This is a genomic window from Novosphingobium sp. EMRT-2 (assembly GCF_005145025.1).
GTDB lineage: Bacteria > Pseudomonadota > Alphaproteobacteria > Sphingomonadales > Sphingomonadaceae > Novosphingobium.
The window spans coordinates 756,888-775,098 of the sequence record NZ_CP039695.1; the positions used below are offsets into that span (position 1 = coordinate 756,888).

At 65.4% G+C, this 18,211-nt stretch carries 16 protein-coding genes; 6 read left to right on the forward strand and 10 right to left on the reverse strand.

The window, feature by feature from the left end; genetic code table 11:
- Nucleotides 1-160 precede the first annotated feature (160 nt).
- The 4 genes from ahpF to FA702_RS03845 all read right to left on the reverse strand — a co-directional run bounded on the left by ahpF (nucleotide 161) and on the right by FA702_RS03845 (nucleotide 3,821).
- Complete coding sequence (gene ahpF, locus FA702_RS03830; RefSeq protein ID WP_210417616.1) at nucleotides 161-1,711, reverse strand: alkyl hydroperoxide reductase subunit F; 1,551 nt, start codon at nucleotides 1,709-1,711, stop codon at nucleotides 161-163.
- Between the two features lie 254 nt (nucleotides 1,712-1,965).
- Complete coding sequence (gene ahpC, locus FA702_RS03835) at nucleotides 1,966-2,529, reverse strand: alkyl hydroperoxide reductase subunit C (RefSeq protein WP_136955101.1); 564 nt, start codon at nucleotides 2,527-2,529, stop codon at nucleotides 1,966-1,968.
- A 192-nt stretch (nucleotides 2,530-2,721) separates the two neighbouring features.
- Nucleotides 2,722-3,183 carry a DUF1330 domain-containing protein gene (locus FA702_RS03840; protein ID WP_136955102.1) on the reverse strand — a complete coding sequence of 154 codons (462 nt, stop codon included), beginning with the start codon at nucleotides 3,181-3,183 and terminating at the stop codon, nucleotides 2,722-2,724.
- Nucleotides 3,180-3,821 (reverse strand): DUF2239 family protein, encoded by a 642-nt coding sequence (locus tag FA702_RS03845; protein WP_136955103.1) that lies wholly within the window; start codon nucleotides 3,819-3,821, stop codon nucleotides 3,180-3,182. The genes FA702_RS03840 and FA702_RS03845 overlap by 4 nt, the downstream gene beginning before the upstream one ends.
- A gap of 295 nt (nucleotides 3,822-4,116) precedes the next feature.
- Here FA702_RS03845 and FA702_RS03850 point away from each other — a divergent pair, with 295 nt between their 5' ends.
- The 4 genes from FA702_RS03850 (at nucleotide 4,117) to FA702_RS03865 (ending at nucleotide 9,347) form a co-directional block, all read left to right on the forward strand.
- The gene (locus tag FA702_RS03850) at nucleotides 4,117-5,307 is read left to right on the forward strand and encodes an HlyD family secretion protein (protein ID WP_136955104.1); all 1,191 of its coding nucleotides are present in this window, start codon (nucleotides 4,117-4,119) and stop codon (nucleotides 5,305-5,307) included.
- On the forward strand, nucleotides 5,304-6,899 hold the full coding sequence (locus FA702_RS03855) for an MDR family MFS transporter (RefSeq protein ID WP_136955105.1): 1,596 nt from the start codon (nucleotides 5,304-5,306) through the stop codon (nucleotides 6,897-6,899). Before FA702_RS03850 ends, FA702_RS03855 begins: the two co-directional genes overlap by 4 nt.
- Nucleotides 6,899-8,350 carry an efflux transporter outer membrane subunit gene (locus FA702_RS03860; protein ID WP_136955106.1) on the forward strand — a complete coding sequence of 484 codons (1,452 nt, stop codon included), beginning with the start codon at nucleotides 6,899-6,901 and terminating at the stop codon, nucleotides 8,348-8,350. The genes FA702_RS03855 and FA702_RS03860 overlap by 1 nt, the downstream gene beginning before the upstream one ends.
- 229 nt (nucleotides 8,351-8,579) lie before the next feature.
- Nucleotides 8,580-9,347: a TetR/AcrR family transcriptional regulator gene (locus FA702_RS03865; RefSeq protein WP_255504701.1), complete on the forward strand. Its 768-nt coding sequence runs from the start codon at nucleotides 8,580-8,582 to the stop codon at nucleotides 9,345-9,347.
- A gap of 20 nt (nucleotides 9,348-9,367) precedes the next feature.
- Here FA702_RS03865 and FA702_RS22690 read toward each other — a convergent pair whose 3' ends face one another.
- On the reverse strand, nucleotides 9,368-9,538 hold the full coding sequence (locus tag FA702_RS22690) for a hypothetical protein (protein ID WP_168195982.1): 171 nt from the start codon (nucleotides 9,536-9,538) through the stop codon (nucleotides 9,368-9,370).
- 179 nt (nucleotides 9,539-9,717) lie between these two features.
- Between FA702_RS22690 and FA702_RS03870 the strand changes: the two genes are divergently transcribed.
- Together FA702_RS03870 and FA702_RS03875 are read left to right on the forward strand one after the other, a co-directional pair.
- Nucleotides 9,718-11,733, forward strand: coding sequence for a bifunctional diguanylate cyclase/phosphodiesterase (locus tag FA702_RS03870; protein ID WP_168195983.1), 2,016 nt, complete (start codon nucleotides 9,718-9,720; stop codon nucleotides 11,731-11,733).
- 77 nt (nucleotides 11,734-11,810) lie between these two features.
- Nucleotides 11,811-12,644, forward strand: coding sequence for a TIGR00266 family protein (locus FA702_RS03875; protein ID WP_136955108.1), 834 nt, complete (start codon nucleotides 11,811-11,813; stop codon nucleotides 12,642-12,644).
- 59 nt (nucleotides 12,645-12,703) lie between these two features.
- Here the strand turns inward: FA702_RS03875 and FA702_RS03880 are convergent, their stop codons facing one another.
- The 5 genes from FA702_RS03880 to cysT all read right to left on the reverse strand — a co-directional run bounded on the left by FA702_RS03880 (nucleotide 12,704) and on the right by cysT (nucleotide 18,183).
- A complete protein-coding gene (locus tag FA702_RS03880) occupies nucleotides 12,704-15,199 on the reverse strand; it encodes a TonB-dependent receptor (protein WP_136955109.1) in 2,496 nt (831 codons plus the stop codon).
- A gap of 122 nt (nucleotides 15,200-15,321) precedes the next feature.
- On the reverse strand, nucleotides 15,322-15,498 hold the full coding sequence (locus tag FA702_RS03885; protein WP_124808849.1) for a YezD family protein: 177 nt from the start codon (nucleotides 15,496-15,498) through the stop codon (nucleotides 15,322-15,324).
- A complete protein-coding gene (locus FA702_RS03890) occupies nucleotides 15,495-16,496 on the reverse strand; it encodes a sulfate/molybdate ABC transporter ATP-binding protein (protein WP_255504702.1) in 1,002 nt (333 codons plus the stop codon). The genes FA702_RS03885 and FA702_RS03890 overlap by 4 nt, the downstream gene beginning before the upstream one ends.
- On the reverse strand, nucleotides 16,493-17,335 hold the full coding sequence (gene cysW / locus FA702_RS03895; protein ID WP_124808847.1) for a sulfate ABC transporter permease subunit CysW: 843 nt from the start codon (nucleotides 17,333-17,335) through the stop codon (nucleotides 16,493-16,495). The genes FA702_RS03890 and cysW overlap by 4 nt, the downstream gene beginning before the upstream one ends.
- Entirely contained in the window at nucleotides 17,332-18,183 is an 852-nt protein-coding gene (gene cysT, locus FA702_RS03900; RefSeq protein ID WP_136955111.1) for a sulfate ABC transporter permease subunit CysT, read from the reverse strand. The genes cysW and cysT overlap by 4 nt, the downstream gene beginning before the upstream one ends.
- Between the last annotated feature and the right edge of the window lie 28 nt (nucleotides 18,184-18,211).

Sequence of the window (18,211 nt, forward strand, 5' to 3'; positions counted from 1 at the left end):
GCCTTTCCTACCCTGCCCCCGTCCTCGCACGCCGTCCCAGCGAAAGCTGGAACCTCAGGCCTTTGCAGGAGGACCATCGTCAGGTGGAACCCAGCGGCCCGAGGTCCCAGCCTGCGCTGGGACGACGGTCTTACCTCCGCTGGGACGACGCCTCATTCCATCAATGCCGGATCAGGTAATCGAACGCGGAAAGCGCCGCCTTCGAACCTTCGCCCATGGCGATAACGATCTGCTTGTAAGGCACGGTCGTCGCGTCACCCGCCGCGAACACGCCCGCCGCGCTGGTCTCGCCACGCGCGTCGATCTCGATCTCGCCGCGGTTGGTCAGCGCCACCGAATGGTCGAGCCATTCGGTGTTGGGGACAAGGCCTATCTGCACGAAGATGCCTTCCAGCACGATTTCGTGAACTTCCTCGGACTTGCGATCGCGGTACTTGAGGCCGGTCACCTTGTCGCCATTGCCCAGCACTTCGGTGGTCAGGGCCGAGGTGATGACGGTGACGTTGGGCAGGCTGTTCAGCTTCGCTTGCAGCACCGCATCGGCGCGCAGCTGGCTGTCGAATTCGATCAGCGTGACATGGGCAACGATGCCCGCAAGGTCGATCGCCGCTTCGACACCGGAGTTGCCGCCGCCGATCACCGCCGTGCGCTTGCCCTTGAACAGCGGGCCATCGCAGTGCGGGCAATAGGCGACGCCCTTGTTGCGGTATTCGTCCTCGCCGGGCACGCCCATCTGCCGCCAGCGCGCGCCGGTCGAAAGGATCACCGTCTTCGCTTTCAGGCTGGCGCCGCTTTCAAGCTGCACCTCGGCCAGCCCGCCATCGAGCGGGGGCACGAGCTTCACCGCCTTCTGCACGTTCATCACGTCCACGTCGTAATCCTTGACGTGCTGTTCGAGATGCGCGGCCAGCTTCGGCCCTTCAGTGTGCGGCACCGAGATGAAGTTCTCGATCGCCATGGTATCGAGCACCTGCCCGCCGAAGCGTTCGGCGACGACGCCAGTGCGGATGCCCTTGCGCGCGGCATAGATCGCCGCCGCCGCGCCGGCGGGGCCGCCGCCGACGACCAGCACGTCGAACGGCTCCTTGGCGGCGATCTTCTCCGCTGCCCGCGCCACCGCCCCGGTATCGAGCTTCGCCACGATCTGCGCCAGGTCCATGCGCCCCGATCCGAACGCCTCGCCGTTGAGGAACACCGTCGGCACGGCCATGATCTTGCGCCGCTCCACCTCGTCCTGGAACACGGCGCCGTCGATCGCGACGTGCGTCACGTTCGGGTTGAGCGCGGCCATGATGTTCAGCGCCTGCACCACATCGGGGCAGTTCTGGCAGGTGAGCGAGAAGAACGTCTCGAAATGCAGCGGCCCTTCCAGCGCGCGCACCTGATCGAGCAGTTCAGCATCTTCCTTGGGCGGATGGCCGCCCACGTGCAGCAGCGCCAGGATCAGCGAGGTGAACTCGTGCCCCATAGGCAGGCCGGCGAAGACCGCTTCCGCCCTGCCTTCGTCGGCGCGGATCGCGAACGAAGGCTTGCGCGCGTCCGTACCGTCGAAGCGGGCGGACACCTTGTCGGACTGCGCGGCGATCTCCTCGACCAGACTGCGCGTTTCGGCCGATTTGGGACTGTCGTCGAGGCTGGCGACAAGCTCGATCGGGCGGCGCAGGTTGCCGAGATAGGCTTTCAACTGGCCGGTAGTGGCGGCATCGAGAATAGGCATGGCGGTTCTCTTCAGACAAATGGATGCTTCACCGGGATCGCGCGGATGCCGGGAGGCTGAAATGAGCGGCGGGAGGCGCTCGGGGAAACGCTGGGTTCCCGTTGCCCTGAGCTTGCCGAAAAACTGCCTTGGAATGGCAATCCTTGGGGAAGCTCAGGACTGGCGGATCAAACGGGGCACACCGATCTCCGGTCGAAAAGTCTCGGGGAAGAGGGGAGCCGGACGGGAATCCCGCCCGGCCCAACCCATCAGATCTTGCCGACGAGGTCGATCGACGGAGCCAGCGTTTCGGCGCCTTCTTCCCACTTGGCCGGGCAGACCTGGCCGGGGTTTTCGCGCCAGTACTTGGCGGCCTTGATCTTGCGCACCAGTTCGGAAGCGTTGCGGCCCACGCCCTCGGGCGTGATTTCGACGAGCTGGATCACGCCGTCCGGATCGACGACGAAAGTGCCACGATCAGCAAGGCCCACGCCCACGCGCAGGATGTCGAAGTTGTTCGACAGGTCGTGGTTCTGGTCGCCCAGCATGTAGTACTGGATCTTGCCGATGGCCGGCGAGGTATCGGCCCAGGCCTTGTGCGAGAAGTGCGTGTCGGTCGAGACCGAATAGACTTCAACGCCCAGGCCCTGAAACTCGGCATACTTGTCGGCAAGGTCTTCCAGCTCGGTCGGGCAGACGAACGTGAAGTCGGCCGGATAGAAGAAGAATACGCCCCACTTGCCCTTCACGTCGGCGTCGGTAACGGTTTCGAACTTGCCCTGGCGATAGGCCTCGGCTTTGAACGGCTTAAGCGTGGTTCCGATCAGAGACATGACAGACGATTTCCTTCTGATTCGTCGTTGGTAAACTGGATACGAGGGTGAGCTAGCGACTCCCCTTCGCAATTTCCAATGATCAATTCCGGCCACTTTGATTGATTGCGTCGATCAATGGCTCGCCTGATCGGAACCTGTCGATCACATTCCTGTGGCACGGCAGAGACAGATGCTCCCTCGCTGTCGACCTTACGATAATGCCCCCGCCACGGCGTGCCCCGGAAGCGACAGTTCCTCCAGCGGCAACAGCCTGGCATCCTCGAGCGCCGCCACGCGATGGCCGATACCGGCGAGGTAAGTCTCGTTATCGGCGAAGGCGAGGAACGCCGGAACGCTGCTCTGGCGCACCAGCATCGCGATGTCCCATCGTTCGGCCTCCGGTCCAATCAGGAACGGACCGCCCTGCCCCATGAACAGGATATCGCCGCCGCTCGCGCGCAAGTGCGGAAGGGTATACGCGATGTAGCGGTCGAATGCCTCGCTTCCGCTGATCGGCGATGCCGGCGCGAGTTCGGGATGCGCCGCATAGTCCGCCACGGCGCGAAACCGCAGCAGGTTCAGCATGACGACGCTGCCCGCGATCCGGCGCTGCACGAACCGCACGCCGGCCGCCGCCGATACATCGAGATGAGGGGCGGATGATTCCGTCATTCTCCGGCGCCGTGATCAGCGTATGCCAGCGACAGAACATGCATCCTGACATCCTCCGGCCAATCCTCGATATGCCGCTCCAGCGCGACCGGGTCTCCGGCGAACAGAGCCCGCGTCGCGTCCTCGTAACCGGGCAGATCGCCGGCCATCGCCAGCATGAAGTGATAGGCCGCCTCCTGCGCGCGGCGCCGTTGCTGGCGGATGTCGGGCTTCTTCCGCTCGCTGTCGATCAGACGGCGCAGCGTGGCCGAGGCGCCACCGGGCTGGGTGGCCAGCCATTCCCATTGTCTCGGCAGCAAGGTTACCTCGCGCGCCACCACGCCCAGCCGGGGCCGGCCCCGTCCGCGTGGTTCCTCCGCCTGCCCTTCGCCTGCCGGAAGCGCGCCGGGCGAAGCCGGCGCGGCACGGTAGCGCCCGCGATAGACCGGCGCAGGCTGCGAGAGACGCTCCACGATCTCCGCGTCACTGCCGCGCAGGTCCAGATCGACAACTCGTCCGCTGCGATCATCGAAAACCTGGATGGCACCGACAGCGCCTCCTTCCAGAGCCCGCTTCACCTGCAAGGCCACTTCGCCCAGCGGGCCGGAGAACATTTTCCGCGCGCCGCAGAATGCGGTGCAGGACAAGGGGTCAGGCATGATGCGTTCCTTCTGCGTCTGAGCACTTTTTATCCGGGTAAATTATACTCGTCAATATTACCCGGATAAAACATGCGACGCAGGAGCACCTGCCGCACGGATCACCCCGCCGCGACCGTTGAACGCTTGTTGCAACCGCATAAAAATCTGAAATAAATACGCTTTAGCGTTTCATCATGCCATTTTTTGCAATCGACTTGCAGAACTTGCACTTGAAAACCGACGCATTCCGATCCACTTGCGCTCACGAAACAAAACTGTTTCGTTCTATTACCCCTTGTTGTCAGGACGCACGATGACCGCTCCCAGCGAAAGCGATTCCAGCCCGGTTTCCCCGGATACGCCCGGAGAGAATGGCATCGATCCGAGCGGCGCTGCGCCAAACGGCAACGGTAAACGTAGCAAGCGCGTCCGCCGTATCGGCCTGATCGCGCTGATCGTGGGCGCGGCTTATGGCATCTATGCCTACACGAACTATCGCCTCTATGGACGCTTCATCCAGGAAACCGATGACGCTTATGTGAAGGCGGACGGGGTAACGGTGAGTTCCAAGCTGTCCGGTTATGTCCGGGCGGTGAACTTCAAGGATAACCAGTCGGTCGCGGCGGGAACGCTGCTCGTGCAGATTGATCCGACCGACTACCAGACGCGCCTTGCCCAGTCCGACGCGCAAGTTCAGGTAGCGCGCGCCACGCAGGCGGCCTCGATCGCCAGCATCGCGGAAGCGCGTTCGGCCGTGGGGCAAGCCTCGGCGGCAGTCGACGCCGCGCAGCGCCAGCTCACCTATCTCAACGGCGAAGTCGCCCGTTTCCGCCCGCTTGTCGCCAGCGGCGCGGAACCGAAGCAGACACTGGACCAGTTCGTCTCGAACCGCGATCAGGCCGCGTCCGATCTTGCCGCGAAGCAGGCCGCGCTTGCCGCGGCGCGTGACAAGGTCCGCACCATCGAGGCGCAGGCGAACCAGTCCGCCGCCCAGATCGAAGCCGCCCTCGCCCAGCGCCAGGCCGCGAACAACGATATGGCCACAACGCGCATCGTAGCCCCCATCGCCGGCCGCATCGGCAATTCGTCGGTCCGGCTCGGCCAGTACGTCCAGCCCGGTCAGCGCCTGCTGACGGTGGTGCCGGTCGACGCGATCTATGTGGAAGCGAACTTCAAGGAAACCCAGATCGGGTTGATGCGGCCCGGCCAGCCGGTGACCGTGAAGGTCGATGCGCTGCCCGATGTGGCGTTTCATGGCGTGGTGGACAGCATCACCCCGGGCACCGGCGCCAACTTCTCGCTGATCCCGCCGCAGAACGCGACCGGCAACTTCACCAAGATCGTGCAGCGCGTGCCGGTGCGCATCCGCATCAATTCCGGGCCGGAATCGAAGCGGGTCCTGGTTCCCGGGCTGTCGCTGACGGTCCAGGTCGATACGTCCGCCGCGAAGGGAGCCATCGAATCCATCCGCCGCGAGCAGGAACAGGCGCCGAAGCGGCCATGAGCGCAGCCACCCTTCCCGCGGAACAGGCTGGGCAGCCGCCCGCGCCGCCGCCGGCGCGCGAACGCGCGGACCTTACCGCCTGGCTGGGCGTAGCCGCCGGCGCGCTCGGCTCGCTGATGGCCACGCTCGACATCTCGATCGTCAACGCCTCGCTTCCCACCATCCAGGGCGAGATCGGTGCCTCCGCCAGCGAAGGCACCTGGATTTCGACGGCCTATCTCGTCGCCGAAATCGTCATCATTCCGCTGACCGCCTGGCTGGAGCGCGTGTTCGGCCTGCGCCGGTTCCTGCTGATCGCATCCGTCCTGTTCACCGGTTTCTCGATCATGTGCGGCACGTCGACGACGCTGACCGGCATGATCATCGGCCGCATCGGGCAAGGCTTTACCGGCGGTGCGATGATTCCCACAGCCATGACCATCATCGCCACACGTCTGCCTCCGTCACAGCAACCGATCGGCACGTCGCTGTTCGGCTCGACGGTGATCCTCGGCCCCGTACTCGGGCCACTGGCCGGTGGCTGGCTGACCGAGAATTTCAGCTGGCACTATGCCTTCTTCATCAACGTTCCGGTCTGTCTGGCGCTTATGGTGCTGCTGCTTGTCGGCCTTTCCGACCAGAAGCCCAAGCTGGACGAACTGATCGAGGCGGACTGGCTGGGGATCGCGGGCCTTGCGCTGGGACTGGGCGGACTGACGGTCGTGCTGGAGGAAGGCAACCGCGAACAGTGGTTCGAATCCACGCTGATCTGGCAGTTGACCGCCGTCACCGTGCTGGGTTTCGTGCTGATCGGACTGGGACAGCTGTACGCGCGCCGCCCCGTGATCAAGCTGGCCCTGCTGCGCAACCGCACGTTCGCGGCAGTCTTCGTCCTCGCGCTGATCCTGGGCGTGGTGCTGTACGGCACCGCTTACGTGATCCCGCAGTTCCTGGCCGCTATCGCCGGCTACAACGCGATGCAGGCCGGGCAGGTCGTCTTCATCTCGGGCATTCCCGCCATGATGATGATGCCGTTGTTCCCGATCCTGCTCAGCCGGTTCGACCTGCGGCTGATCGTCGCCACCGGGCTGCTGCTGATGATGGCATCGTGCTACATCGACACATCGCTTACCGCGGACTCCACGGGTTCGGACTTCGTCGATTCCCAGCTCCTTCGCGGACTGGGTCAGGTCCTCAGCATGATGTTCCTCAACCAGGCGGCGATCGCGGCGGTGCGCCCCGACGAAGCCGGCGACGCCTCAGGCCTGTTCAACGCCGCGCGCAATCTGGGCGGGTCGATCGGGCTTGCCTTGCTGGCGACCGTCCAGGAGCGCCGGCTCGACTATCATCACTGGACGCTGAATTCCGCTCTCGGCAATAACGATCTTGCCGTGCAGGACTGGGTTTCCAGCACCTCCGCCACGTTCGGCGGCGGCCCCGACGGCCTTGCCGCTGCCATCCGCCAGATCGACAGCACCGTGCTGCGCGAAGCCATGGTGATGGCGTTCAATGACGATTTCATGTTCCTTGTGGCGGGCATTCTCGTGGTGACCCCGCTCGTCCTTTTCCTGCGTCCCCTTCCCAAGGGACGCCACATGGCGGCCATGCACTGATGCGACCGATCACCCGAACTCTCCTCGCCCCCCTGCTCGCTTCCTGCGCGCTGCTCGTCAGCGGCTGCGCCACGGTCGGCCCCGACTACCACGGCGCGCCAAACGTGGCGGATACCGCTGCCACGCGCGGCAGTTTCCTGCGCGCGGACGCCGGAACCAGCACCGCCGCGCCCACCGCCCGCTGGTGGCAGGCGCTGGGCGATCCCGTGCTGGACCAAGTCATAGAAACCGCGCTGGCGAACGCGCCCGACGTGCAGGCCGCGAACGCCCGCATCGCGCAGGCACGCGCGGGGCTTGAGGTCAACAAGACCGCGCTGCTGCCCACCGCCAGCGTTTCGTTCGCCGTGCCCTACGTGAACCTTCCCGGCAGCATTCTGGGCAATTCGGGACGCGAGGAGTTCCACGCCTATGCACCAGGCTTCGACACCTCGTGGGAGATCGACCTGTTCGGCGGCACGCGTCGCAAGATCGAAGCGGCTTCCGCCCGCGCCGAGGCCGCCGAAGCGGGCCTTGCCGACGCCCGCGTGACTCTTTCGGCCGAGATCGCGCGCGCCTACGTTTCGCTGCGCGCCAAGCAGGCCGTGCTGGCGCTGACCGATCGGCAGGCGGCAATCGACGGCGACCTCGTCACCCTTGCCCGGCAACGGCTGGCGGGCGGCACCGCACCGGAACAGCCGCTAGCGCAGGCCCGCGCCCAACTCGCGCAGACCGAAGCGGATCGCGCGAAGACGCGGGCCGACATCGTCGTGCTGATCGATCAGATCGCGGTCCTTGCCGGGCGCGAGCCGGGAGCCTTGGACGCGCTGCTGTCCGCTCCGAACGCGGTGCCGCTGCCGCCGGCCGACGTCGCCGTGGGTGATCCGGCGCTCTTGCTGCGCAACCGCCCGGACATCCGCATGGCCGAACGCCAGCTTGCCGCCGCCAATGCCGACATTGGCGCCAGGGTGGCGGACAAATATCCGAAGATCAGCTTCACCGGCCTGCTCGGCACCGGCGGACAGAACTTCGCCGACGTGTTCAAGACATCCAGTCTTGTCGGGCTGGCGCTGCCCCAGATCAAGTGGTCGCTGTTCGACGGAGGCCGCGTGAACGCGCAAGTGCGCTCGGCGAAAGGCGCATACGCCGAAGCGGAGGCGAATTTCCGTGGGACGGTGCTCAAAGCCCTGCAGGACGCGGAAAATTCGCTGACCCGCTTCGGCGGCCAGCGCATCGCCTATGGCAAGGCGCTGGACAGCCAGGCACAGGCCATGCGGGCGCACGCGCTCCAGTCGCAACGCGTTCAAGGAGGCACCGCCGGCCGTAGCGACGCACTGACCGCCGAACGGCAAGCGGTCCAGGCCGAAATGGCGGCGATCTCGGCCCGGGCCGAACTGACCACCGATTTTGTCGCCGTGGAAAAGGCTCTGGGTCTGGGCTGGACTGCGCAGACGACGGAGGAAGCGCCGAAATGAGCCGTTTTCGTTCCGTTTATACCGTCTTGACTCGCCGCAAAACTAAGGCACTCTCTGTCCCCATAACGCCAGCAAGGCGAGGATTTGGGACGGATGGACTGGATTTCGGATTTTGGCCGCCGATTCTGGCAGGCCTATCAAGAGGGGCTGGTAATGTCCTGCCCCATTCACCGCGCAGCGGCAGACCGATCGGCGGACAAAGCGCCGTGCGACATCGGTATGCAGCAGTATGACCTCGCCGAAGCGCTCGCAAGGCAGCAAGCCGTCCGCCACTGAAGACACAGACGGGCTGACTCCGCCAGATGGGCCGACCGACCTGATCGTCGCTTGCGCGGATGAGAGCAGCGAAAGCCGCGCCGTGCGCCGCGGACGCCCTTCCGCAGCGGAAGCGGAACAGATTGTCGGCCGGATTCTGGAGGCAAGCTGGGACGTCCTGCTGGCCGAGGGCTTTGAAGGCTTCACCTTCGATCGCGTTGCCCGCCATGCTCATATCGGCAAGGCCACGATCTATTCCCGCTTCGCCAACAAGCGGGAACTGATGGGCGCGCTCCTGCGCTATCGCATCGAAGCCCAGCACGCCCACATCAGCGCCACCGGCGCGGATCTCCCGCCGATAGAAGCGTTCACCGCGCGCAGCACCGAAGTGCTGTCGCTGCTGCTTTCACCCGACGGCATCCTGCAGGAACGCCTGATCGACTGGATGGATCAGGAAGGCGACGGCGAATGCGGCGAAGTTCGCACGGCGATCTATCGCCATTCGCTCGTCGCCATCGAAGCGTTGATCCACAAGGCGAATGCTACGGGGCTGGTCCATATTCACGATCCGGCAGCGGCGGCGGAATTCTGGCTGGAAGGCCTGGTCGGCCACGCGCGCGTAACGCGGGCGGACGAGAACTGGGATCGGGCCGCGCATGAACGCTGGTCGCACAAATACGTGCACTTCTTCTTTTCCGGAGTCGCGACGAACACCCCGGACACCATCGCGCCAACCGCGTAGCCGGGTTCAGCGAGTCGGATTCAGCGCATCGCGGGCGAACGGGCCAGCGCGTCCAGCAAGCCGGTGCGGGTATCGACGATACGCGCTGCGTCGCGCCCCGCCAGATCGCGCAACAGCCCGTCCGCGTCCCCGAAATGATACCGCACCAGCGCGGAATTGACGGCCGACGCCAGCGGGAACAGCGCTGCCACGGAGTTAACGGCCTGTACGGGGCCACCCGCCCCTTCCGCTTCACCGGATCGATGCCTTTGCCTGCCAGACAGGGCGGGCACATCATTCCAGCCCGCGAGGCCACCATGACCGCCCTCCTTCCCGCCCCTTTGCCGCAACCGGCGATGGCGGCCGAGCCTGTCCGGATATGCCCGGCGCCATGAAGCACATGACCTTTCCCGGGCCGGAAACGGATAGCACCGACGAACGGATCGATCATCTGCGTCACCTGCTCGAGCGCGAGCGCAAGGCCCGGATCGAAGCCGAGGCCGTCGCCGAACGAAGCTGGCGCGATCTTTACGAGAACCAGGTCCGCCTGGCGCTTCTCCAGCGGATCACCGACGCCTCCAACCAGTCGAGCGACTTCAAGGCCGCGCTGGGCATCGCTCTGGCCGAAATCTGCGCCCACATGAACTGGGACGTCGGCCACGCCTATCGCATCGATCTTGAAGGCAAGGCGCGGCGGCAGGCGCGGATCACCTACGCTGCCGAGCCCGACCGGTTCCGCGCGATCATGGATGCCTCGCGCCGGCAGGTGCTGCGCGAAGGGGTGGACCTGCCTGGCCGGGTGCTGCGCGACCGGCATCCGCACTGGATCGACGAAATGGCGGAGGACAAATGGTTTCCGCGCCGCGATCTGGCGCTCCAGTCCGGACTGCAATCGGCCTGCGCCTTTCCCGTGCTGGTGGGCGATGAACTGGTGGCGGTGATGGAATTCTTCTCGCGCCGCCAGCTGGTAGACAAGGACAACATCCTGCTGACCGTGACCCAGGCCAGCACGCAGCTGGCCCGCGTGGTGGAACGCGAGCGCGCCCGGACGACGTTGCTGCACGAGGCGCGCCACGATGCGATGACCGGCCTTCCCAACCGCGTGCTGCTGGACGAGCGCGCGCGCGCCGCGTTCGCCCGGCTTCCGCGGTCCGGCAAGGACCTGGCGATACTGGTTATCGATCTGGATGGCTTCAAGGCGGTGAACGACAAGCATGGCCACCACGCGGGCGACGCCTTGCTGGTCGAGGTGGCCAGGCGCTTTGACCGGGTTGTCGCCGGGATACGCGGCAAGGACGGTTGGCCTGGCCCCTCCCCGCGCATCACCCTGGCGCGCGTGGGGGGCGACGAGTTCGTTATCCTCATGGATATGCTTGCCGACAAGCGCCAGCCCGGATTTCTCGCCAACCGGCTGCTGGCCGCCCTGCGCGAACCGATGCCGATCGATGGCGAGATGGTATCGGTGGGCGCATCGATCGGTATCGCCCACGGCGGCGGCGACTACACCTCGATCGAGCAGATCCGCCGCGATGCGGACCTCGCGATGTACGAGGCCAAGGGCGGCGGACGGGACCGGATCGTCACCTTCACCGATACGCTGGGCAGCGACGTGCGCCGGCGCATGGCGCTGGAGCGCGAACTGCGCGAAGCGATCCGCGAAAACCAGTTCCTGCTGTTCTACCAGCCGATCTTCTGCCTTGGCGAAACGCCGTATCTGCTGGGTTTCGAGGCTCTGATCCGCTGGGCGCACCCCACCCGGGGCACGCTGTCGCCCGATGCCTTCATCCCAGCGGCGGAAGCCAGCGGCCTGATCGTGTTCATCGGCGACTGGGTGATGCGGCAGGCCTGCACCGCGCTCGCCCGGCTGCACCGGCTGTTGCCCGCGCACAACCGCCCGTTCGTCAGCGTCAACATCGCCCCGCAGCAGTTTCTCCAGCCCGATTTCACGCAAAGCGTGCGCCGCGCGATCGCGGACAGCGGACTGCCACCGCGCTGCCTCAAGCTGGAAGTGACCGAAGGCGTCGCCATCATCGACGCGGCGCGCACGCGGGCGGTGCTGGAGGAAATCCGTGCCTGGGGCGTGCAGACCAGCCTCGACGATTTCGGCACCGGCTATTCCTCGCTCAGCTACCTGAAGAACCTGCCGTTCGATTCGCTCAAGATCGACCGCTCGTTCACCGCGTCGATCGACGATCCCAAGAGCCGCGACATCATCCAGACCATTCTCGATCTCGCCGGCAAGCTGGGGCTGACCGTGGTGGCCGAAGGCATCGAGTCCTTGGAACAGGACCGGATGCTGCAAAGTATGGGCTGCACGTTCGGCCAGGGCTATCATCTTGCCCCGCCGCTGGAGGAAACGGCCGCTTTCGCGCTAGCCTCCACCGAAGCGCAAGTACCCAGGGCCTGATCGCCGGCAGGGCAATTCGTCACTGTACCATCGCGGTTCAGGGGCTATTCTCGCGCTTTCTTGGCAAGGAGGCTCCCATGGCAAACAGCCCGTGGCACCACGCCCGCAACTCCAGCGTGGCCGACGACATCGATTTCGAGATCAAGGGGCAGGAACTGCAGTTCCTGGAAATCGAGCTGGACCCCGGCGAAAGCGCCGTCGCCGAAGCCGGCGCCTTCGTGTGGAAGGACGCCTCGATCGGCATGACCACGGTGTTCGGCGATGGCAGCGGCGGCGGTGACGGCGGCTTCATGGGCAAGCTGCTGGGCGCTGGCAAGCGGCTGGTCACCGGCGAGAGCCTGTTCACCACCGTGTTCACGCACAACGGCCAAGGCAAGGCGCGCGTCGCCTTCGCTTCCCCCACGCCGGGTTCGATCCTGCCGATCAAGCTGTCCGACGTGGGCGGCACGCTGATCTGCCAGAAGGACAGCTTTCTCGCCGCCGCGCGCGGCGTGTCGATCGGCGTGGCCTTTCAGCGCCGGGTCATGACCGGCCTGTTCGGCGGCGAAGGCTTCATCATGCAGAAGCTGGACGGCGACGGCTGGGTCTTCGTGCAGATGGGCGGCACGCTGGTCGAGCGCGAACTCGGCCCAGGCGAACAGCTCCATGTCGATACCGGCTGCCTTGCCGCCTACACGCAGGGCGTCGATTTCGATCTGGTGACGGCGGGCGGCGTGCGCAGCGTGCTGTTCGGCGGCGAAGGCCTGTTCTTCGCGCGGCTGACCGGGCCGGGAAAGGTCTGGATACAATCCCTGCCCTTCGCCCGACTAGCCGGGCGGATGCTGGCGGCGTCGGGCAGCCGTGGCGGCCAGAACCGTGGCGAAGGCTCGGTCCTGGGCGCGCTCGGCGATTTCATCGACGGAAGTAACTGAGACGCGCGGGGCAAGCCGGCGGACCTGGATGGAAACGCCGGCCTGCTCCGCGCAAATGGTCAGAACTTCAGACGGATGGTTCCGCCAAACGTGCGCGGATCGCCGACCTGCGCAGCGATCAACCCGGTGTTGCCGCCCGTTCCGGCCAGCAGCAGGTCGATGTAGTTCCGATCGAACGCGTTGCGTACCCACAGGAAGGCATCGAGCGATTCCGTGCGGAAGCCGCCCCGGAAGTTCTGGATCGAATAGCCGTTGACCCAGGTGTAGATCGACGGCGTGGGGTTGGACGACCAGCGCGAACGATAGCTGGCATCGTAGCCGATGTAGAACTGCCCTTCTTCGCCGAACACCTTGGCCGGCTGGTTCACTTCCGCACCCCAGGCGAAAGCCCACTTCGATACGCCCGGCAGCACCTGACCAGAGGCATCGACGAACGGCGGGCTGTTGCCCACCTGACCCGGTGCGGCGATCGTGCCGGTGTAGCTGCACTTGCCTGTCGCGACGATCCCGGTGCTGGTGCCCCCGGAAAGTTCCGGCGGAGGCGGCGCGTCGCAGAACTTCACGTATTTGGCATCGGTAAAGGCGCCGTTGACATAGGCCGAGAAGCGATCGCTCGGGCGGATCGAGAAATCGGCCTCCACGCCGCGCGTGCGCACCTTGTCCGCGTTCGCCAGATAGCCGCGCACCGTGCCGAACTGCCCGTTGCTGACGTTGGCCTGGAAGTTCTTGATGTTGGTCCAGAAGCCGGTGACGTTGAACGTCGCGCGGCGATCCCAGAACTGGCTCTTGAAGCCGATTTCGAAGTGATCGACCTTTTCCGGCTTGATCGTGGCCGCCGCCTGGATCGGTGCGCCGTTGGCATCCGCCGGCACGCCGTTCAGGTTGATGCCGCCGGTCTTGAACGAACGCGCGTAGGTTGCGTAGACGTTGATGTCCCGGGCCACCTTGTAGCGCAGGTTCACGTCGTAGGAGACGTTCCAGGCGCTGAACTTGGGCTCGAAGAACTGCGACGCCTGGATGCCGCGCTGCGCCGCCGTCCACGGATCGTTGTAGTACGGCGAACCGGGAACGGCCGAGACCACCTGCCGCGTTCCATCCGACGCGGTGCCGGTGACGACGGAATTATAGAGCCCGTCCTTCTTGTCGTAGTTGACGCGGAAGCCCGGCGACACGGTGAAGCTGTCGGTGATGTCCCAGTTCAGCTTGGCATAGGCGGCAAGGCTGGTGTTGTTCAGCCGGATGTCATTGATGGCGACAAGATTGTTCAGCACCGCCGGGTTGTTCGACAGCGCGCTGGTGGGGTTGAGCAGCCACTTGCTGGCGGCCGGACCGGTCTGCTGGATGCCGCTGGTGCGGATATCCTGGTGGAAGCCGAACAGGCCGACCACGAAATCGTAGCCCTTGCCCTTGTGGTTGAAGCGGAACTCCTGCGTGTACTGGTTCTGCTTGGTGGGGTTGTTGACCTTGGTATAGACCGCAAGGCCGGTGTAATCGCGGTCGTTGGCCGGGCTCCAGTCCCAATAGCGCCACGCCGTGATCGAGGTCAGCGTGTTGTCGGGATCGATGTCCCACACCGCCTTGGCCGAAACGCCGCCGTGCTCGTTGCGCGCGGACAGCGCGGCATCGGCGTCGGTCAGGCGGTCATAGGGATTGGTGCTGGGCACCCGGTATCCGGGGAAATACGAAATCAGCGCGGGATACTGGCGGTTCGTCGCCCGCTGCGTGGGGCCATAGCCGCCATAGGCGAACGCGCAGCAGATCGGGTCCTGCAGGTTCCAGTCGCCCGACAGGGTGACGTTGAGGCTCGACGTCGGCTTCCACAGCAGCGATCCGCGCAGGCCGATATTGTCCTGCGACTGGATCCAGGTGTTGCTGTAGGTATCGAACAGCGTGCCGCGGCGGCTGGTCGTGGTGACGCTGATGCGCGCGGCCAGCTTGTCGGACAGCGGGCCGGAGATCGAGGCCTTGCCCTGCTTGAAGTTCAGGTTGCCGAGCGAGATTTCGGCCTTGCCTTCAAAGTCGAAGCTGGGCGGTCGCGTTGTGATGTTGATCGCGCCAGCGGTGGTGTTCTTGCCATAGAGCGTGCCCTGCGGCCCGCGCAGCGTTTCGATCTGCTCCACATCGACGAAGTCCAGCGTCGCCGAGGCAATACGGTTGTAATAGACATCGTCGATGTAGATGCCCACGCCCTGTTCGAAGCCGTCGTTGGTCAGGCCGAACGGGGCGCCGATGCCGCGAATGTTGATGAAGGTGTTGCGCGGGTTCTGCGAATAGAATTGCAGCGTGGGCTGTATCTGGGTCAGGCGCGCAATATTGTAGGTACCCTGCGCGTCGAGCTTGGCGGCTTCGACCACCGAGATCGCCAGCGGCACGGTCTGGACGTTTTCCTGGCGGCGGCGGGCCGTGACGATGATGGCGTCACCCCCCGAACTTTCACCGTCGGGTGCGGAAACGCTTTCCTCGGCGGCCGCGGGAGCGGGCGCCTGTTGCGCGAGTACGGGAGCGGCGAGCAGCGCAAAGGGCGCGGCTCCCGCCAGCAGGAGAGCACGGGACATCTTGAGGATCCTTTTTGCAGGATCACGATGCCTCCAGTCGTCCGGTTGGCGGTGTGATCAGATTATTGGCGTGACGAAACGAACGGTATTCGGATGAAACGGTAGGAAGGTCGGAACGCGCCTCAGTTGGGCTTGAGGCGCTTCTTCTCGGTCACGTCGATCTGGACGACGCGACCCTCGTGCACGGTCAACGAAACGTTGCCGTACTTCAGCCCGGCAAGGGCTTCGCGCACGCTGGCGATGCTTTCTTCCAGCAGGCGCTCGGCCTCGGTGCGGGGCGCAGCGGGAGAGGTATTCATGGCTGTGCTCCTTCGGGGTTGGTATTGAAAACTCGGGATCGAACGGGACGGATCAGCACGGTTTCGCCGGGGTTCGGGCGCGGCTGCGCAACGTCGATATCGATTTCGACAATCAGGCCGCCCTCCGCCAGCGCGCCTTCGACGCGCCAGGCGCCTCCCTTGCGGAACACGTTGTCCACGAGCAGCGCCTCGCCGCCTTCGCGCACCACTTCAACGTCATGCGGGCGGAAGTGGACTTCGTCGCGCGCGCCGCCCGAGGCCGGGCCGGCCGGGATGCGGTTGGTTTCGCCGACGAAGTGCGAGACGAACGGTGTCGCCGGATGCATGTAGATTTCCTCGGGCGTACCGATCTGCTCGATCACGCCGTTGTTCATCACCACCACGCGGTCGGCCAGTTCCAGCGCCTCTTCCTGGTCGTGCGTGACGAAGACCGATGTCAGCCCCATCTGCTTGTGCAGTTCGCGCAGCCACCGGCGCAGGTCCTTGCGGACCTTTGCGTCCAAGGCGCCGAAGGGCTCGTCCAGCAGCAGCAGCCGGGGCTCGATCGCCAGCGCGCGCGCCAGCGCCACACGCTGGCGCTGGCCACCGGAAAGCTGCGCCGGATAGCGATCGCCCAGCCCATCGAGTTGGACCAGCCGCAGCAGTTCCTCGGCCCGCGCCGCGATGGCCGCGCGCGAAGGACGGTCACGCCGCTTGCGCACGGTCAGGCCAAAGGCGACGTTGTCGGCCACGGTCATGTGGCGGAACAGCGCATAGTGCTGGAACACGAACCCGACGTGGCGATCGGCCACCTTGCGGTCGGAAACGTCCTCGCCGCTGAACAGCACCTGTCCGCTGTCCTGGAACTCCAGCCCGGCGATTATCCGCAGCAGCGTGGTCTTGCCCGATCCCGAAGGCCCGAGCAGCGCGATGAACTCGCCCGGACGGACTTCGAGATCGATGCCGTGCAGCGCGGCGAAATCGCCAAAGCGCTTGGTAACGTTCTGGACCCTGATCAATGCCCTGCTCCCGTATGGTGGAGGTCGAAGCGCCATTCGAGAATGGTCTTGGCGACCAGCGTGACCAGCGCCAGTAGCGCCAGCAGCGAGGCGACCGCGAAGGCGCCGACGAAATCGTACTCGTTGTAGAGAATCTCGACATGCAGCGGCATCGTGTTGGTCAGGCCGCGAATGTGGCCCGAAACCACCGAGACCGCGCCGAATTCGCCCATCGCCCGGGCGTTGCACAGCAGCACGCCATACAGCAGGCCCCAGCGGATGTTCGGCAGCGTCACATGGCGGAACACCTGCCAGCCGTTCGCGCCGAGCGAGACGGCGGCTTCCTCGTCGTCCTTGCCCTGCTCCATCATCAGCGGGATCAGCTCGCGTGCCACGAACGGGAAGGTGATGAACACCGTGGCCAGCACGATGCCGGGCACCGCGAAGATGATCTTGAGGTCGTGCGCCGCCAGCCACGGGCCGAACCAGCCCTGCGCGCCGAACAGCAGCACGAAGATCAGGCCGGATACGACCGGAGACACCGAGAACGGCAGGTCGATCAGCGTGATGAGCAGGCTCTTGCCCGGAAAGTGGAACTTGGTGATCGCCCAGCTTGCCGCCACGCCGAACACCATGTTCAGCGGCACGCTGATCGCCGCGATCAGCAGCGTCAGCTTGATCGCCGCCAGCGCATCGGGGGTGTGGACGGCATCAAGGAACGGCCCCAGCCCCTGCTTCAGCGCCTCGCTGAACACCACGATCAGCGGCAGCAGCAGGAACACGCCCAGGAACGCGAGCGCCAGCACGATCAGCACGATCTGCGTCAGGCGGCCTTCGGTGGTGGAACGCGGCCGGCTCATGCGCCCATCCTCCTGCGGCTGGCGGCCTGGATGAGGTTGATCGCCAGCAGGATCAGGAACGAGGCCAGCATCATCACCGTGGCGATCGCGGTCGCGCCGGCATAGGCATACTGTTCCAGTTGCGTCACGATCAGCAGCGGCGCGATCTCGGTCTTGCCCGGCATGTTGCCGGCGATGAAGATCACCGAACCATATTCGCCCACCCCCCGCGCGAACGCGAGCGCGAAGCCGGTGAGCAGCGCCGGAGCGATCGCGGGCACGATCACACGGCGAAAAGTCTGCAACCGCGTTGCCCCCAGCGTGGCGGCGGCTTCCTCCACATCGCGGCCCAGGTCGGCGAGCACCGGCTCGACCGAGCGCACCACGAAAGGCAAGCCGATGAACACCAGCGCCACCACGATGCCCACAGGCGTAAAGGCCACCTTGAGGCCCAGCGGCTCAAGGAACTGCCCGAGCCAGCCGGTCGGCGCGTAAAGCGCGGTCAGCGCGATGCCCGCCACGGCCGTCGGCAGCGCGAACGGCAGGTCTACCAGCGCGCTGATCACGCGCTTGCCCGGAAAGGCATAGCGCACCAGCACCCAGGCGACGAGCAGACCCGACACCGCGTTTACCAGCCCGGCGGCGGCGGCCGTACCGAAGCTGACGCGATAGGCTGCCAGCGCCCGGTCCGAAAAGCCCACAGCCACGAATTCGCTCCAGCCCATGCCGGCCGAGCGGATGAAGATCGATGCCAACGGCACCAGCACGATCAGCGTGAGCCAGGCAAGCGTCACCCCGAACGTCAAGCCGAAGCCTGGCAGGACGGATGGCTGGCGCCAGCTTTTCGCGCGGGAAAGGGTTCGGGACATCTGCAGTGGCCTGCTCGATTGCGGAAGG

Excerpts from the sequence above, each read along its gene's own strand:
- ahpC (WP_136955101.1), bottom strand. The coding sequence starts at position 2,529 with ATGTCTCTGATCGGAACCACGCTTAAGCCGTTCAAAGCCGAGGCCTAT.
- FA702_RS03840 (WP_136955102.1), bottom strand. The coding sequence starts at position 3,183 with ATGACGGAATCATCCGCCCCTCATCTCGATGTATCGGCGGCGGCCGGC.
- FA702_RS03845 (WP_136955103.1), bottom strand. The coding sequence starts at position 3,821 with ATGCCTGACCCCTTGTCCTGCACCGCATTCTGCGGCGCGCGGAAAATG.
- FA702_RS03850 (WP_136955104.1), top strand. The coding sequence starts at position 4,117 with ATGACCGCTCCCAGCGAAAGCGATTCCAGCCCGGTTTCCCCGGATACG.
- FA702_RS03855 (WP_136955105.1), top strand. The coding sequence starts at position 5,304 with ATGAGCGCAGCCACCCTTCCCGCGGAACAGGCTGGGCAGCCGCCCGCG.
- FA702_RS03860 (WP_136955106.1), top strand. The coding sequence starts at position 6,899 with ATGCGACCGATCACCCGAACTCTCCTCGCCCCCCTGCTCGCTTCCTGC.
- FA702_RS03865 (WP_255504701.1), top strand. The coding sequence starts at position 8,580 with ATGACCTCGCCGAAGCGCTCGCAAGGCAGCAAGCCGTCCGCCACTGAA.
- FA702_RS03870 (WP_168195983.1), top strand. The coding sequence starts at position 9,718 with ATGAAGCACATGACCTTTCCCGGGCCGGAAACGGATAGCACCGACGAA.
- FA702_RS03875 (WP_136955108.1), top strand. The coding sequence starts at position 11,811 with ATGGCAAACAGCCCGTGGCACCACGCCCGCAACTCCAGCGTGGCCGAC.
- FA702_RS03880 (WP_136955109.1), bottom strand. The coding sequence starts at position 15,199 with ATGTCCCGTGCTCTCCTGCTGGCGGGAGCCGCGCCCTTTGCGCTGCTC.
- FA702_RS03885 (WP_124808849.1), bottom strand. The coding sequence starts at position 15,498 with ATGAATACCTCTCCCGCTGCGCCCCGCACCGAGGCCGAGCGCCTGCTG.
- cysW (WP_124808847.1), bottom strand. The coding sequence starts at position 17,335 with ATGAGCCGGCCGCGTTCCACCACCGAAGGCCGCCTGACGCAGATCGTG.
- cysT (WP_136955111.1), bottom strand. The coding sequence starts at position 18,183 with ATGTCCCGAACCCTTTCCCGCGCGAAAAGCTGGCGCCAGCCATCCGTC.